This window comes from Methylococcales bacterium, from assembly GCA_030949405.1.
Lineage (GTDB): Bacteria > Pseudomonadota > Gammaproteobacteria > Methylococcales > Methylomonadaceae > WTBX01.
Genome location: JAUZSN010000002.1, coordinates 1,760,814 through 1,777,254, shown reverse-complemented (window position 1 = coordinate 1,777,254; position 16,441 = coordinate 1,760,814). Strand labels below are relative to the sequence as shown.

The following is a 16,441-nucleotide window of genomic DNA, read 5'->3' as shown; positions in this document are numbered from 1 at the left end:
AAAATTAATTCAAACTGGTTTCTAAAATCCGCCAAACTAAGTCATCAAAATCTATTCCAACTTTTTTAGCGGCCATCGGGACTAAACTATGATCCGTCATCCCAGGAACCGTATTAACTTCAATTAATTGAGGGGTATTATTTTGATCTATAAAAACATCAACACGTCCCCATCCCACGACACCCACACCCTCAGAAGCCTCTAAAGCTAATTGTTGCAAGTTTTTTTCTTGTTTAAAATCTAAACCACAAGGGCAATGATAAGCCGTTGTATTCGACTCATATTTTGCCTGATAATCGTAAAAATCATGCGTTGTTTCCAGTCTAATCACGGGTAACGCTTCCCCCTTTAAAACACCCACAGTATATTCATTACCTTGTACCCAGCTTTCAGCATAAACGTCACACTTATATTGAGATGCCTCCTTAAAAGCATCGACTAATTGTTGCGAGGTATTTACTTTATTCATTCCAAGGCTAGATCCTTCTAAGATGGGCTTCACCATCATCGGAAACCCTAATTTTTGAATACACGCATCAATCTCATCCAAAGATTTTAATAAAAACCATTCAGGCGTTGGTAAACCTAAGCCCCGCCAACATAATTTGGTTTTCAATTTATCCATTGTCAAAGCCGAAGCCATCACCCCACTTCCCGTGTAAGGTAGTTTCATCACGTCTAATGCGGCTTGCAAAATCCCATCTTCACCGCCTCGTCCATGAATACTATTGAAAACTCGTGTTATCTTTTGACCCTCTAATGCCAAAAAAGGATTATCATCTACATTAATGGCGACCACATCGACATTTTTACGTTTTAACGCATTAAATACCGCCGTCCCACTCTTGATAGAAACCGCTCTTTCTGCTGAACAGCCCCCCATTACGACCGCAACACGACCAAATTTAGCAGGATCATCAATCATTAACGGTTTCATAAACTGACTCCCACCTTACAAACCTCTGTTTGCAAGCGGATCCCCTGTTCCAGCTCTACCTGACATTGAACATAATCAATTAAGGCTTCAATATTAGCCGCAGTCGCGTGCTCTATATTAACAATAAAATTAGCATGTTTTTCAGAAACACACGCGCCCCCAATGCAATAACCTTTTAAACCTGTTTTTTCAATTAATCTCGCGGCATAATCCCCTTCAGGATTCTTAAAAACCGACCCACAACTCGGTAGATTAATGGGCTGAGTTGCCGAACGATTTTCCATAAAACCTTTAATGTTTTCTAAGCTATTTGAAGTATCCCCAGGATTCAATTGTAATTCTGTGGCTAAAAACCACGAATCCTTTAGGTTTTTAACAGTTCGATAACTGACTTCAAATTCATCAGCTTTTCGCCAAGAGGTCACGCCGTCACGATTTAACATTTCGGTACGTGCAACGATTTCCCAAGTCTCACTCCCGAAAGCCCCTGCATTCATTTTTAAGGCTCCGCCCATTGTTCCTGGAATGCCTGCTAAGAATTCAGCGCCCATTAAGCCGTTATCAACACAAAAACGAGCAACACGCGCACAAGGAACCCCCGATTCAACATAAATACGCCCCTCATCAAGCAGATACATTTTTTTTAAACGGCCCCGTGTATTAATAACCACCCCCGAAATTCCACCATCACGAACTAAGAGGTTACTACCCAGCCCTAACCAAAAAATCGCGCTATCTTGGGGTAATTTACGAATAAAGTTAATTAAATCGTCTTTGTCATGAGGAAAATACATTTTTTCAGCGTTTCCACCCACACGCCAACTCGTATATTTAGCCATTTTTTCATTTAACAATAATTTACCGGTTGTTTCTAAACGTTCATTCATCGGTTTAAAGCGTTCGCCAATTCATCAGGTAAGGTACTTGCAATTTGTCCGACATTGCCTGCACCCATAGTTAAAATAACGTCATTTTTTTGAACAATCCCTGTTAAAATTGAGACTAAATCATCGGTATTTTTTACAAAGACAGGATCCACTTGCCCACGCGTCCGAATAGCGCGACAAAGCGTCGTACCATCCGCACTCATAATCACCGCTTCCCCCGCTGAATAAATATCTAATAAAATCAACACATCCGCTGTCGATAAGGCATCAACAAAATCTTCAAATAAATCACGGGTTCGCGTATATCGATGGGGTTGAAAAATCACCACCGCCCGTCTAGTTGGCCATGTTTGACGCAAGGCATCCATCATAGCGGCTACTTCGCGTGGATGATGTCCATAATCATCAACAAGGGTAATAATGCCCTCCCCCATCGCAATATCACCTTGCAATTGAAAACGTCGGTCAATGCCTTTAAAGGTTGAAAGACTTTGAGTAATTGCGTTATCCTTTACTTTTAAATGCCTAGCAATGGCAATCGCCCCCAAAGCATTTAACATATTATGCCACCCCGGCATGTTTAAACTGACCTGCAAAGAAGAACCATCCTCTCTAAATAGGACTTTAAACGAAGTCGTTAAGCCTTGTTGCTTTATCTCTACAGCACGTACATCCGCTTGCTCATCAACACCATAAGTTATAATAGGTTTAGACACGTTCGGTAAGATTTCTTTCACCCCCGCATCATCTAAACACATAACCGCCATGCCATAAAAAGGTAAATGGTGTAAAAACTCAATAAACGTTTCCTTTAAACGTTCAAAACTGCCCGCATAGGTTTCCAAATGATCTTGATCTATATTTGTAACCACCGCAACCATTGGCTGTAAATATAAAAATGAGGCATCACTTTCATCGGCTTCGGCGACTAAATATTTTCCTGAGCCTAATTTAGCATTCGTTCCTACACTATTTAAACGCCCTCCAATAACAAAAGTGGGGTCTAAATCATCTTCGGCTAAAATACTGGCCACTAAACTCGTCGTCGTTGTTTTTCCATGCGTTCCTGCCACCGCGATTCCAAAACGAAACCGCATCAATTCAGCTAACATTTCAGCACGCGGAATCACTGGAATCCTCTGTTGATAGGCTTTATCGACTTCAGGATTACTACGATCTATCGCCGTTGAAACAACAACAACATCGGTATTTTTAATATGAGTCGAATGATGACCGATATAAATTTTAACCCCTTGTTTCTGTAAGCGTTGCGTTGCAGCTGATTCCTTTATATCAGACCCTGACACTTGATACCCTAAATTAGATAACACTTCTGCAATTCCGCTCATCCCCGTGCCGCCGATTCCGACAAAATGAATATTTTCTATGTTACCCAAGGCTTTTGTAGGGATTTGTGTTTCAACATTACTCATTAATTCGCTGCCTCAATACAAAGGGTGGCCACCGTTTTCGTTGCCTCTAATCGTGCTTTATTTTTTGATCGTTTTGCCATCGTCTCTAAATTAGTAGAAATTTCTGTAATTGCTGCCGCCAAACTTGCCGCAGTTAATTGTTTTTGGGTTAAAATCAACGCCGCGCCCTCATCTGCTAAATAGCGTGCATTGGCCGTTTGATGGTCATCAATGGCCTGAGGTAACGGAATAAAAATAGCGGGTAATCCACAGGCAGCCACTTCACTCACCGTCATCGCACCTGCCCGACAAACCATTAAATCCGCCCATTGATAGGCTGTCGGCATATCATCAATAAAGGCTTTAACCTCAGCAGTAACGCCCAACGCCTGATAACGTGATTCAACCGATTCCAACATCACCAGCCCCGTTTGGTGAGTTACAGTGATATTATCTAATAAAGCCGTCGATTGAGGAACTATTTCATTTAAAATTTGCGCCCCTTGACTGCCGCCGACCACTAATAATTTTAACGGCTCACCCATTTTTTTTATCAGCCTAGGCTTTAAATTCATAAAATCTTGACGTAATGGGTTCCCCGTAAAGATAGCCGCTACTTTAGTCGAAAAACTATCAGGAAATGCTTCTAACCGTCGCGTTGCAATTTTTGATAATAATTTATTGGTTGTTCCAACCACACGATTTTGTTCATGAATAACCAAAGGAATCCCCAACACCTTGGCCATCAATCCCCCTGGGCCTGCAACAAAGCCTCCCATCCCTAACACCACATGCGGTTTTCGATGACGTAAACAAGTAAATGCCTGCCAGCATGCTTTAATTAACAATAAAATGCTTTTAAATTTAAAGATAAGTCCTTTTCCACGCAATCCTGAAACCGATAACCAATCAATTTCAATCTGATGTGCGGGAACAACGCGGGCCTCTAAGCCTTTTTGAGTCCCTAACCAACTGACAGACCAACCCTCTGCGCGTAAATATTCGGCCACCGCTAAAGCAGGAAAAACATGACCTCCTGTCCCCCCTGCCATAATAACTATTCGTCGTCCCATTTTTTATTTCTCTTGGTTTGTTGACTCACTTGCTTCATTACTTCGTAATGAATTCGAAATAAAAGCCCAATCGCAGCGCACATGACAATGATGCTTCCTCCGCCATAGGACATAAAAGGTAAGGTAAGCCCTTTCGTGGGTAACATTCCCATATTAACCCCCATGTTAATGAACGATTGAAAGGCAAACCAAACGCCTAAGCCATAAGCCACAAAAGCTGAAAAACGCAATTTCATTTGTTCTGCTTTAATGCCAATAATAAACGCTCTTAAAATTAATAAGGTATATAAAATGATAACGCTTAAAACACCCGTTAGCCCAAGCTCCTCGGCTAAGACTGAAAATAAAAAATCCGTATGCGCCTCGGGAAGATAAAATATTTTCTGAATACCACTCCCTAAACCGACACCAAAATACTCGCCTCGTCCAAAAGCAATCAAAGCTTGTACTAATTGAAACCCTGTGTCTTGAGCATCCGCCCACGGATCTAAAAAACTGGTTATTCGAGCCAAACGATAGGCGGAGTTATAAATTAATTCTTTTGCCAATACCGAAATTACAGTAATTAAAATAACAAATTGCCATAATCGCGCCCCTCCTAGGTACATAACGGACATTGCAATGGTTAATAATACCACTGCTGAACCAAAATCTGGCTCTAATAATAATAAAACACAAGCCAATAAAAATAAGAGGAGCGGTTTTAATAAACCAAAAAAATCCGTCTCAACCACGGCCTGATGACGAACAACATAACCTGATACATAAATAACCGAGGCAAATTTCATTAACTCCGAGGTTTGTATTCTCACGCCCATTAAGGATAGCCAACGACTACTGCCGTTGACTTTAACACCTAAACCTGGCACCAGAACTAAGACCAGTAAAAACAAGCCAAAAATAAATAAAACCGAGCCGTATTTTTCCCAAACTTTCATCGGAATAAAAACAACAACCGACATGACAATAAAAGAAATAATAATATGGGTCAACTGCCTCATCGGGTAATAAAAACTATCCCCTGTTAATTTCACCCCCAAATGTAAAGAGGATGAAACCATCATCACATAGCCGATTCCAATTAATGAAAGCGTAACCGTAAATAAAAACCAATCAACATAAGTAGGAGAGGCCGTCGTATTACGTTGTCTTTTTTCAGCCACTAACCCGTCTCCAAAGCCTTCACTGCCGTCATAAAACAGTTTCCTCGATGTTGATAATTTTGATATTGATCTAAACTCGCACAAGCGGGTGAAAGCAAAATCGTATCGCCTCTAAACGCAATATTAGCCGCATACAAAACCGCCGCCGCCATTGAATCAGCATGATACACAGGAATACCGTTATTTAAAGCAGATTCCATTAGATTTGCATCCTTCCCCATTAAAATGATATTTTTTACCTTTTTATAAATACTGGCTTGCAACTCATTCATATCCGCGCCCTTTGCATCGCCTCCTGCGAGTAAAATAACCTTGTCCTTGTAACCGTCCAACGCCGCGATACACGCCCCTATATTCGTGGCTTTAGAATCATTAACCCACTTAACGCCATTAATTATCGCCACTTGCTGCATTCGATGCGCCAACCCTTGAAACCCGGCCAACGCTTGGCACATTGGCTTAATCGCTAACCCCGCTGCAAACCCTAATGCAAGCGCGGCTAACGCATTGGCGATATTATGCTGACCTTCCAACGATAAATGACGACAAGGCATTAAAAAATCATTATTATAAACAAGGTAATCTTGATTTTCTTTCGTTTCCACATGAAACCCCAAAGGCTGATGCACACCAAACCAAAGACAACGACGCGCTTGTTTGTGCATTGATTTTACGTTGGAATCATCTGCATTTAACACCATGATACCGTTACCTTTAAAAACTTTTTCTTTTTCAATGCAATAATTTTCAAACGTTTCATGACGATCAAGATGATCGGCACTCAAATTTAAAACAGTTGCCGCAACCGCCTTTAAAGCAGACGTTCGTTCAAGTTGAAAGCTGGATAATTCCAAAACATAAAGTTCCGCCTCTTGATTCAATAAATCCAACGCCGCCGTACCTAAATTTCCACCCATCCTTGTTTTTTTACCTGCGGCATTCCCCATTTCGCCCAACATCGTGGTCACGGTACTTTTTCCATTGGAGCCTGTAATCGCAATAATAGGTCTATTTGTCGAGAGCGCAAATAAGTCTATATCACTCACAAGCCGGACTCCCTTCAGACACGCCGATTTAATTTGAGGCGTTAATGCAATTCCCGGACTTACGATTAAATGCGTTGCCTCAGAAAAATCAAAATTCTCAAAATTGCCTGTTATTAAGTTAATATTAGGTAATTCATGGCTCAATTGTTCCGCCATCGGGGGATTACGGCGGCTATCAATCAGTTTAAATTCAAACGAATAATGACTTAAAAAACGAGCCACAGACAACCCTGTTGCGCCCAACCCAACAATAATTAATTTTGAATGCTTAGTCTGCAACCCAAAAAAATCATGGAGTTGGTCTAAAACGAGGTCATCGGCTAATCGCATAACTATCTTAATTTCAAACTGGATAAACCAATTAAGACCAAAATAAAAGTAATAATCCAAAAACGGACAATAATACGCGGTTCTGGCCACCCTTTTAATTCAAAATGATGATGAATCGGAGCCATTTTAAATACCCGCTTGCCTGTCATTTTAAATGAAATAACTTGAATGATAACGGACAGAGTTTCAATCACAAAAATTCCGCCCATAATCGCTAAGACTAGTTCTTGTCTAATTAAAATAGCTAAAACGCCTAATCCTGCCCCCAATGCTAACGAACCGACATCCCCCATGAAAACCATCGCAGGATAGGTGTTAAACCATAAAAATCCCAAACCTGCCCCGATTAACGCGCCACAAAAAATAATTAACTCGCCACTGTTAGGTAAATAAGGAATGCCTAAGTATTGTGCAAAATTAACATGTCCTGACAGATAAGCAAAAATCCCCATCCCCGCTGCAATCATGACGGTGGGCATAATCGCCAAGCCATCCAATCCATCGGTTAAGTTGACCGCGTTACTGGTTCCGACAATAACAAAATAACTTAAAAGAATATAACCCCAGCCTAATTCTAAAACAACATCTTTAAAAAACGGCACAATTAATTGGGTTTCTACGGGGAGTTCAGCCGAATAATACAAAAAAATGGAGGCTATTAAACCAATAACCGATTGAAATAAATATTTCATTCGTCCTGATAAGCCGTCGCTATTTCCCATCATGACTTTTTTATAATCATCAATAAAACCAATCACACCAAAGCCAATCGTCACTAATAAAATAACCCAAACATAACGATTGCCTAAATCAGCCCAAAGTAACGTACTTACACTGACTGCGACTAAAATGAGCGTCCCCCCCATTGTCGGCGTTCCCGCTTTTTTAAAATGTGTCTCAGGGCCATCATCACGCACACTTTGACCAATTTTATCGCGCGTTAATTTCTTAATCATCCAAGGGCCAATCAAAAAAGAAATAACTAACGCGGTTAATGCCCCCAAAATTGTTCTAAAGGTTAAATATTGAAAAACTCTAAAGCCGCCATCAAGTGACATTAAAAAATCAGTTAAATACAATAGCATCCGTTATTTCCTAAAATTATCTATTAATGCCGCTGCAACCTGTTCCATTCCTTGCGCGCGTGAACCTTTAATTAACAAAGCTTCCTCTCCTTTAAGCCCTGCTTTTAAACTCGTAATTAATGCGACTTGACTTTCAAAAAATAACGCCCCTTCTCCAAATTCCTCCACACTGTAACGCGCATCAGTCCCTATTGCAAACAACCGTTTAATCCCTTGTTCGCGAATTAAAACACCGAGCTGTTGATGAATTTCTTGGCTTTTATCTCCTAATTCACCTAACTCACCCAAAATTAACCATGAATCGCCCTGACAAAATTTTAAAACCTCTATCGCCACTTTCAGTGATGCAGGGTTAGCATTATAGCTATCATCAATAACAATATTCCCATAACGACTGACCCAAGGTTGCAATCGACCTTTAACGGGTAAAAGCTTTTCAAGACCTTGTTGAATTTGAACTAACGGTATATTAACGGTTAAAGCCGCTGTTGCCGCTGCCAGTGCATTATAAATATTATGTTGACCTGCTAATTTTAAACTAATGGCGATTTTTTCAGTCGCCGTATGTAAATTAAACGTCGTCACGAATGCATTATTTTCAATCGTGGACTCTATTTCAGTGGCATAAACATTAGCCGATTTATCATGAAGTGAAAAACTATAATGGCTTCGATTTGCGGCTATCTTTACCCAGAGTGAATAAAAGGGGTCGTCTTGATTAAGAATGGCTATGCCTGACGCTTTTAAACCCGCAACAATTTCACCTTTCGCTTTAGCAATCCCTTCTAATGAACCAAAGCCTTCAAGATGCGCTTCGGCCACATTATTAATGAGTGCAATATTCGCCAAGGCTGCGCGACTACTAAACGCAATTTCACCTCGATGATTGGCCCCCATTTCAATCACCGCATAACGATGATCGACCGATAATTTCAATAAGGTTAATGGAACCCCTATTTCATTATTTAAGTTTCCTTCCGTCGCTAAAACAGACGCATTAACGGACAGAATGATGGCAAGCATTTCTTTAACGGTGGTTTTACCATTACTTCCTGTGACCGAAAAAATAGTCGCCTTACTTTTTTGGCGGGCTAAACCTGCCAGTTCAGCCAACGCTAAACGGGTATTTTTAACCACTAATTGAGGTAATAAACTTTTTACTTGATGTTCAACTAATAACGCACAGGCCCCAGCTTTTTCAGCCGCTTCCGTAAAATTATGGCCATCAAAATTTTCACCGCTAATCGCGATATATAAGTCCCCTTTTTTCAACGTCCGACTATCAATGCTAACGGCGTTAATTTCAGTACTCACCCCAATTAAATGAGCATTGAGATGCAAGGCAACCGTATTTAAATTTAATTTCATGGGGCGACCCATTCCTGTAAAACCTGTTCAACAATTTCTTGATCACTGAACGAATAATGGGTCCCTTCAATGGTTTGATAATCTTCATGGCCTTTTCCCGCAATTAAAATACAGTCATCGGAAGACGCTTGCCTAATGGCGCGGGTTATCGCAGCTTTTCTATCGGTTATAATTGTCACTTTATCTCTATCACAGTCAGTTAAAATATCACAAATGATGGCTTGGTTATTTTCATAACGTGGATTATCATCGGTAATAATAATTCGATGAGCTTGCTGAGAGGCCACTTTTCCCATCTGCATTCGCTTGCCTTTATCTCTATTTCCTCCACAGCCAAAAACAAGTGAAATTTGTTGGTGATGATGCTGTTTTAACGCGGTGAGGCTTTTTAGTAGTGCATCAGGCGTATGTGCATAATCAACAAAAACTTGAGGCGATTTAGTGTTACTAAAACGCTCCATTCGTCCTGAAATAGCCTTTAAAGAAGTGGCTTTTTTTGCCGCCTCAGTCAACGATTCACCCAGTGCTAATAAAGTGGCCATCATTGCTAGAATGTTTTCAACATTAAATTCCCCATAAAAATCAGATGAAACGGTTACGCTCTCATTTTTATAACGAACCTCAAAACAAAGCCCTGTGGTCACGAATTGAATTTTTTCAGCCACCAATGAATTCCCTTGATTTAAGGTCTTTCCACGACAACTAAAAGTCCATAAAACAACGTGTTCAGACAATGCATCAATAATCCGTAAACCATAGGCATCATCTAAATTAACAATGGCAAATTCTAATTCTGGGCGTTTAAAAAGTGAACATTTAGCTTGAAAATAAGCCTCCATTGATGGATGGAAATCTAAATGATCTTGCGTTAAATTCGTAAAAATAGCCCCTTTAAATTTTACGTGCTTAACACGACCGAGTTCTAAACCATGAGACGAAACCTCAAGGGTTAATAATTTTTTTTTCTCATTAACACAATGTGCCAAAATGGCGTGTAATGAAAGGGCATCGGGGGTGGTATTTTGAGTTTTTTGTAATTTCCCCCATACGCCCCAGCCTAATGTTCCCACAACGATAGAGTCGGGTAACACTTGCGCCAAAAATTGACTGCAACTTGTTTTACCATTCGTCCCCGTAACACCAATAACAGCCAATTTTTGGGCAGGATAGCAATAAAAACGCGCTGCAATATCCGCAAGCTTGGACTCTAAATTTTCTATTTCAATCAAAGGGAAAGGGGTTAACTTCATTGCCAGTGCTTTACCGCCGCCTTTGGGGTCATAAATAATAACCCGCGCCCCTTGTTTTATAACTGGGTCCGCGTAATCTAATCCGTGAGAATGTTCACCGTTTAAGGCCATAAACGCATAACCCGAACTTACTTGCTGACTATTAAGAGCGAGTCCTAAAATTTCAATATCAATTGATCGTGTTGTAAACCCTATGAGTAATTCATCAAGCTTCATTTTATTTTATTCCGATGGGCAAAAAAATAATCTAGGAAGACACGCTTAACGTCTTATTCCTAGGCATATTAGCGTATTCAAGCGTGTCTTCTCGTCTATCTTTCTAAACACTGAGTCTTAACCCTATTTATCACTTAACTCTCATTAATCAAGGCATTTTTTTATCAGGTTCAACACCATAAATTCTAAGTGTACCCGCCATTACTTTAGAAAAAACTGGCGCGGCCACAAGTCCCCCATAAAATTTACGTTTAGGTTCATCCACCATAACTGCAATCACAAAGCGTGGATTACTCGCAGGAGCCATTCCAACAAACACTGAAAAATATTTTTTTGCAGAATACCCGCCTTTTTTAGCCTTTTTTGCGGTTCCCGTTTTTCCTGCCACCCGATAACCTGTAACCGCGGCACGTTTAGCGGTTCCACCTGGCTTAACAACCTCTTCAAGCATTGTTCTCACTTTTTTGGCCACATCCGCTGTGAAAATACGCTTCGCATTAGGATCCCGATCTCTTTTCAATAAACTCACGGAGTGTAAAATGCCATTATCAGCTAATGCCGTATACGCTTTGGCTAATTGTAATGTTGAGGTTGATAAACCATAACCAAACGAAAGCGTTGCTTGCGCAAAATCATTCCACTTCATTAAGGGCAATAAAATACCATGCGCTTCACCTGGAAAGCCAATCTCAGCCGACTGGCCAAAACCTAATTGCTTATAAATACGCCATAAATAATCATCGGGCATTAATAAAGCCACTTTACTCGCCCCCACATTACTTGATTTTTTTAACACATTGGTTAAACTTAGCACCCCATAATTATGACCATCTCTCACCCAATTAACCCCAATTTTGTACGATCCATTCGTACGAATTCGGGCATCTTCGGCAATGTATTTTCCATCTAAAGCGGCGGCAATCACAAATGGCTTCATGGTAGAACCGGGTTCAAAAACATCCGTAATCGCTCGATTTCTATAAACGCCACTTTTTAAATTTTTTCGACTATTAGGATTAAAGGCAGGCTGAGTTACAGCGGCCAAAACATCCCCTGTTTTAGCATCTAAGACCACCAGCGACGCTGATTTTGCTCGATATTTAATAAAGGCGTGTTGTAATTCTCTAAACGCTAAATATTGGATGCGACGATCAACACTCAAGGTCAAATCTTTACCGGGAACAGACTCTTCAAGATTTTCAAAATCCTCAACAATACGTCGCCGTCCATCTCTAATAATTCGTTTTAATCCCGCCTTACCTTTTAAATGATCTTCATAGGTTCTTTCGATGCCTTCTTGCCCAACATCATCAACATCGGTAAAGCCAATTAAATGCGCAGACATAACGCCAGCGGGGTAAAAACGTTTAAATTCTTGATCAAAATGAATGCCCTTAATCCCCATTTTTTTTACTTTCATCGCCAACCCAGGACTAATCCGCCGCTTCAAATACGAAAACCGCAATTTTGAATTTTTATCCTTTAATAATTTAATTTTAGACGCAGGCAAGCCTAAGACTTTAGTCATTTCCTCAATCTCTTGAGATTGATTGCGATCTAATTGCCGTGGATTAACCCAAATGGAGCGAACAGGCGAGCTAATCGCCATAATTTCCCCATATCGGTCAAAAATTTTTCCACGATAAGTAGAAACAGGAATTTTACTAATATACCGCTTCGCCCCTTGCTGTTGTAAAAATTGCTTATCAATGACTTGTAAATTAATGGCGCGCAAGACCAATGAAAGCATTCCTAATAAAATAAGAATGACTAAGAACCGTCGCCGAAGAGCAAACGTCTTTATTTTTTTTGAGGGGCGAGACGTATTGCCTCTAAAAAGATCATGCATATAGATAAAAATTAAATGAATCACTCACACGTATTCGCTCGGCCATGTAAACATTAATTTCCAATAAAGCCTGATTATTTTTCATCTTGCTTTAAATAAATAATTCGTTTTCGATACGGAAATACTAATCCTAAGTTTTCAATGGCTTCAATTTCAACGCGATTTTCAGAGGTTAACGTCGTTATTTCCAATTGAAGTTGTCCCCATTCAATCGCTTGTTTTTCTAAGTAACTTTGTTGTTGCTGTATCTCAAAAAACAATAACCTAGATTGATATTTGCTATAAACGACCCCCAATGCGGAAGCCATCAAAAAACTTACAAATAAAAACCAGATAAAAAACCGAGCAACCGTCACCTTATACTCGCTCGGCAATCCGCATAACAGCACTACGCGATCGAGGATTCAAAGAAACTTCCTCTTTTCCTGCTCGTATCATTTTTCCCACTTTGTTTAACAAGCCTCGTTCTAAATCAACTTCTTTAATGGGTAACTTTCCAGGGGGATTTTTATAACCCGATTCGCGACGAATAAATCGCTTCACAATTCTATCTTCAAGGGAATGAAATGAAATAACCACTAACCGTCCTTCGGGTTTTAAAATTGCCGTCGCTTGCTTTAACGTAGCCGTTAACTCACCTAATTCGTCATTAACCGCAATCCGAATAGCCTGAAAACTACGTGTCGCAGGATGCTTATGTTTTTCTTTAAAAGGAACCGCATCAGAAATTAACTTCGCCAACTGCAACGTTGAAACAAGAGGTGTTTCTTGACGTTCATTAACAATGGCCGCGGCAATTCGTCGGGCAAAACGCTCTTCACCATACTCAAATAAAACCTGTCTTAATTCAGCTTCCTCTATACCCGCCAACCATTCTGCGGCGGATAAACCTGCTTCTGTATTCATCCGCATATCCAAAGCCCCTTCTTTTAAAAAACTAAACCCCCGTTCAGCCGTATCCAATTGAGGGGATGAAACCCCTAGATCCATAAAAACACCCTCCACTAAACCCGCCTCAACCGTAGATTTTATTGTCGCTTCTAATTCCGTGAAACTACCATGATGTAAGGTAAAGCGTGAATCCTTGCTCATTTCTTTAGCTATCGGCGAATGAATCGCGTCTAAATCTTTGTCAAAAGCTAATAATTGGCCGTGTTCATTTAATTTTTCTAAAATACCTTGACTGTGTCCACCGCGCCCAAACGTACAATCAACATAAATGCCATTGGCTTTTATCTTTAGGGCGTGCAGGGATTCTGCATACATAACAGGGAGATGTTCCATAGAAGGCATTTATAAGCAAAACGTTCTACTATAATTTTCAATGCGTTAATAGTCAAGATAAAAAATCACAGGAAAAATTTAATCCTTTTCAATCGCCTGATACGCCTCATTTAAAAATCTCGGGGTACAAATAGCCAAAAAAACCAAACTTTCCGTTCCTGTATTTGTAATACGTTGACGACACTGAGGCGGAATTAACACCACATCCCCTGTTTTAACGTCTTTTGGCGGCAATGTTCCCACTTCCATAATGCCACACCCACTCAGAATATAATAATATTCAGCGGTGGCCGTAAGTCGATGCCAACAGGTTGTTATTCCTGGCTCAACTCGCGCCCTAGCTATTGATAAATCAGGATTATCAACGGTATTAAGAAGCTCTGTAATATAACATTTTTCTGGTGTATAAAACTCATCGTTACGCGAGAAGGGTTGAATAACGTCGCTCATTTAATCATCCTAAATTATAATTCCATTATGTCGCAATAACGCATCAATTTTAGGCTCACGACCCCGAAAATCTTTAAATAACGCAAGAGCATCGACACTTCCGCCTTTCTCTAAAATATGCGTTAAGAATGCCTCACCTGTTTCACGGTCAAAAATACCCTTTTCTTCAAAAAGAGAATAGGCATCACTGGATAAAACTTCCGCCCATTTATAACTGTAATAACCCGCGGCATAGCCGCCTGCAAAAATATGAGAAAACGCATGAGCAAAGCGGTTAAAATTAGGCGGTAAAACCACTGAAACCTGCTGTCTAATGTCATCCAAAATTTGATAAATACGCCCCCCTTGTTCAGGGTCAAAGGCTTGATGAATTTTAAAATCAAATAAACTAAATTCTAATTGCCGAACCATCATCATGCCTGCTTGAAAATTTTTCGCCGCCAGCATTTTGTTATATAAGCTTTCAGGTAAGGGTTCACCCGTTTGATAATGCGCTGACATCAGAGCTAACGCTTCTTTTTCCCAGCACCAGTTTTCCATGATTTGACTTGGTAGCTCGACCGCATCCCATTCCACTCCATTAATTCCTGAAACCCCTAAGTAATCAATTTGCGTCAACATGTGTTGCAAACCATGACCAAATTCATGAAATAAAGTCGTCACTTCATCATGCGTCAATAAGGCGGAAGCCTCTCCCATCGGCGGGGTAAAATTACAAACCAAATAAGCCACAGGAATTTGAATCACCTCACCTATTTTTTTACGTCCGACGCAATCATCCATCCAAGCGCCGCCTCTTTTCTGCCCTCGAGCATAAAGATCTAAGTAAAACTTTCCGCGAACCTCTTTATTTTTATCTTTAATTTCAAAAAAACGAACCTCATCATGATAACGATCAAACTCGCTTATTTCATTAATTTCAAGCCCATAAAGCTTATTCACCACCGAAAACAAACCACTCATTACTTTATCAACGGGAAAATACGCTTTCACCTCTTCCTGTGATAAGTCATAACGATGTTGACGCATTTTTTCTGAATAATAACCCACATCCCACGCCTCAAGTGCTTGTAATTCAAACGCTTGCAGAGAAAATTTCTTTAACTCATCTAAATCTTGACGGGCTTGCGGTAATGATTTTTTCGCTAAATCCTCTAAAAACAAAGTCACATCAGCGGGCTTATCCGCCATTTTGGTTGCTAAGGATAATTCTGCATAATTTTCAAAGCCTAACAAACACGCTTTTTCATGACGTAAGCTTAATATTTTTTCCATGACCTCCGAATTATCCCAATCGGAATTTGCGCCTAATTCAGAGGCTCGTGTTGCAAAGGCTTGATAATGTTCTTGGCGTAAATCTCGATTAGCCGCATACGTCATTACCGCAATGTAAGAGGGAAATTGTAAATTAATTAACCAGCCTTCATGACCTGCTTGTTCCGCCGCTTGTTTTGCTTGATCTAAGGCCGATTCGGGTAACCCGTTTAATTCGTCCTTATCCGTAATTAATTTCACCCAGTCATTGGTCGCATCCAATACATTATCACTGTAACGACTGCACAACTCAGAGAGTTGCTGACTAATTTCCTTGTAACGTTGTTGCTTACCCTGCTCTAAATTAATGCCTGACAGTTGAAAATCTTTCAACGCATTACTAATAATTTTTTTTTGAGCGACCTTTAAATCAACAAAGTCTGAACCTTCAGCAATCGCTTGATAAGCGTCAAAAAGAGTTTTATTTTGTCCCATTTCGGTTGAATATTCGCTTAATTTAGGTAAACAAGCCTTATAAGCATCACGCACCGCCTCATTATTACAAACTGAATTTAAGTGACTAATAGGGGACCATGCTTTACTTAGCTTATCCTCAACGGCCTCAATCGGTTCAATTAAGTTTTCCCATGTATGGATAGTTTGCTCTAAACACTCGCTAACAACAGCACGTGCCTGTGCTAACAAGTCATCCACTGCGGGGATAATATGCTCAGGTTTAATCTTGGAAAATTGAGGTAATGCGGTGGTTTCTAATAACGGATTGGACATATTTAATAACAAATTAGAGATAAAAAATAAAGCAGGATAAATAATCTA

At 40.1% G+C, this 16,441-nt stretch carries 14 protein-coding genes; all 14 read right to left on the bottom strand.

The window, feature by feature from the left end:
- Nucleotides 1–4 precede the first annotated feature (4 nt).
- Complete coding sequence (locus tag Q9M50_09225) at nt 5–937, bottom strand: D-alanine--D-alanine ligase (protein MDQ7090812.1); 933 nt, start codon at nt 935–937, stop codon at nt 5–7.
- Nucleotides 934–1,824 carry a UDP-N-acetylmuramate dehydrogenase gene (gene murB, locus Q9M50_09220; protein MDQ7090811.1) on the bottom strand — a complete coding sequence of 297 codons (891 nt, stop codon included), beginning with the start codon at nt 1,822–1,824 and terminating at the stop codon, nt 934–936. Before murB ends, Q9M50_09225 begins: the two co-directional genes overlap by 4 nt.
- Nucleotides 1,821–3,257, bottom strand: a complete 1,437-nt coding sequence (murC, locus tag Q9M50_09215; GenBank protein MDQ7090810.1) for a UDP-N-acetylmuramate--L-alanine ligase — start codon at nt 3,255–3,257, stop codon at nt 1,821–1,823. The genes murB and murC overlap by 4 nt, the downstream gene beginning before the upstream one ends.
- A complete protein-coding gene (gene murG, locus Q9M50_09210; protein MDQ7090809.1) occupies nt 3,257–4,309 on the bottom strand; it encodes an undecaprenyldiphospho-muramoylpentapeptide beta-N-acetylglucosaminyltransferase in 1,053 nt (350 codons plus the stop codon). The genes murC and murG overlap by 1 nt, the downstream gene beginning before the upstream one ends.
- Nucleotides 4,294–5,472, bottom strand: coding sequence for a putative lipid II flippase FtsW (gene ftsW, locus Q9M50_09205; protein ID MDQ7090808.1), 1,179 nt, complete (start codon nt 5,470–5,472; stop codon nt 4,294–4,296). Before ftsW ends, murG begins: the two co-directional genes overlap by 16 nt.
- Entirely contained in the window at nt 5,472–6,848 is a 1,377-nt protein-coding gene (murD, locus tag Q9M50_09200; GenBank protein ID MDQ7090807.1) for a UDP-N-acetylmuramoyl-L-alanine--D-glutamate ligase, read from the bottom strand. The genes ftsW and murD overlap by 1 nt, the downstream gene beginning before the upstream one ends.
- Nucleotides 6,849–6,850: 2 nt before the next feature.
- Entirely contained in the window at nt 6,851–7,933 is a 1,083-nt protein-coding gene (mraY, locus tag Q9M50_09195) for a phospho-N-acetylmuramoyl-pentapeptide-transferase (GenBank protein ID MDQ7090806.1), read from the bottom strand.
- A gap of 3 nt (nt 7,934–7,936) precedes the next feature.
- Nucleotides 7,937–9,301: a UDP-N-acetylmuramoyl-tripeptide--D-alanyl-D-alanine ligase gene (gene murF, locus Q9M50_09190; protein MDQ7090805.1), complete on the bottom strand. Its 1,365-nt coding sequence runs from the start codon at nt 9,299–9,301 to the stop codon at nt 7,937–7,939.
- Nucleotides 9,298–10,767 carry a UDP-N-acetylmuramoyl-L-alanyl-D-glutamate--2,6-diaminopimelate ligase gene (locus Q9M50_09185; protein ID MDQ7090804.1) on the bottom strand — a complete coding sequence of 490 codons (1,470 nt, stop codon included), beginning with the start codon at nt 10,765–10,767 and terminating at the stop codon, nt 9,298–9,300. Before Q9M50_09185 ends, murF begins: the two co-directional genes overlap by 4 nt.
- Before the next feature lie 148 nt (nt 10,768–10,915).
- A complete protein-coding gene (locus tag Q9M50_09180) occupies nt 10,916–12,616 on the bottom strand; it encodes a penicillin-binding protein 2 (protein ID MDQ7090803.1) in 1,701 nt (566 codons plus the stop codon).
- 74 nt (nt 12,617–12,690) lie between these two features.
- Nucleotides 12,691–12,972, bottom strand: coding sequence for a cell division protein FtsL (gene ftsL / locus Q9M50_09175; protein MDQ7090802.1), 282 nt, complete (start codon nt 12,970–12,972; stop codon nt 12,691–12,693).
- Nucleotide 12,973: 1 nt separating this feature from the next.
- Nucleotides 12,974–13,900: a 16S rRNA (cytosine(1402)-N(4))-methyltransferase RsmH gene (gene rsmH, locus Q9M50_09170; protein ID MDQ7090801.1), complete on the bottom strand. Its 927-nt coding sequence runs from the start codon at nt 13,898–13,900 to the stop codon at nt 12,974–12,976.
- Between the two features lie 78 nt (nt 13,901–13,978).
- A complete protein-coding gene (locus Q9M50_09165) occupies nt 13,979–14,350 on the bottom strand; it encodes a cupin domain-containing protein (GenBank protein MDQ7090800.1) in 372 nt (123 codons plus the stop codon).
- Nucleotides 14,351–14,359: 9 nt separating this feature from the next.
- Nucleotides 14,360–16,393, bottom strand: coding sequence for an oligopeptidase A (gene prlC / locus Q9M50_09160; GenBank protein MDQ7090799.1), 2,034 nt, complete (start codon nt 16,391–16,393; stop codon nt 14,360–14,362).
- Nucleotides 16,394–16,441: the final 48 nt, after the last annotated feature.

Bases quoted from the DNA above. Each gene is read 5' to 3' on its own strand.
- Q9M50_09225 (MDQ7090812.1), bottom strand. From the start codon at position 937: ATGAAACCGTTAATGATTGATGATCCTGCTAAATTTGGTCGTGTTGCG.
- murB (MDQ7090811.1), bottom strand. From the start codon at position 1,824: ATGAATGAACGTTTAGAAACAACCGGTAAATTATTGTTAAATGAAAAA.
- murC (MDQ7090810.1), bottom strand. From the start codon at position 3,257: ATGAGTAATGTTGAAACACAAATCCCTACAAAAGCCTTGGGTAACATA.
- murG (MDQ7090809.1), bottom strand. From the start codon at position 4,309: ATGGGACGACGAATAGTTATTATGGCAGGGGGGACAGGAGGTCATGTT.
- murD (MDQ7090807.1), bottom strand. From the start codon at position 6,848: ATGCGATTAGCCGATGACCTCGTTTTAGACCAACTCCATGATTTTTTT.
- mraY (MDQ7090806.1), bottom strand. From the start codon at position 7,933: ATGCTATTGTATTTAACTGATTTTTTAATGTCACTTGATGGCGGCTTT.
- murF (MDQ7090805.1), bottom strand. From the start codon at position 9,301: ATGAAATTAAATTTAAATACGGTTGCCTTGCATCTCAATGCTCATTTA.
- Q9M50_09185 (MDQ7090804.1), bottom strand. From the start codon at position 10,767: ATGAAGCTTGATGAATTACTCATAGGGTTTACAACACGATCAATTGAT.
- Q9M50_09180 (MDQ7090803.1), bottom strand. From the start codon at position 12,616: ATGCATGATCTTTTTAGAGGCAATACGTCTCGCCCCTCAAAAAAAATA.
- rsmH (MDQ7090801.1), bottom strand. From the start codon at position 13,900: ATGGAACATCTCCCTGTTATGTATGCAGAATCCCTGCACGCCCTAAAG.
- Q9M50_09165 (MDQ7090800.1), bottom strand. From the start codon at position 14,350: ATGAGCGACGTTATTCAACCCTTCTCGCGTAACGATGAGTTTTATACA.
- prlC (MDQ7090799.1), bottom strand. From the start codon at position 16,393: ATGTCCAATCCGTTATTAGAAACCACCGCATTACCTCAATTTTCCAAG.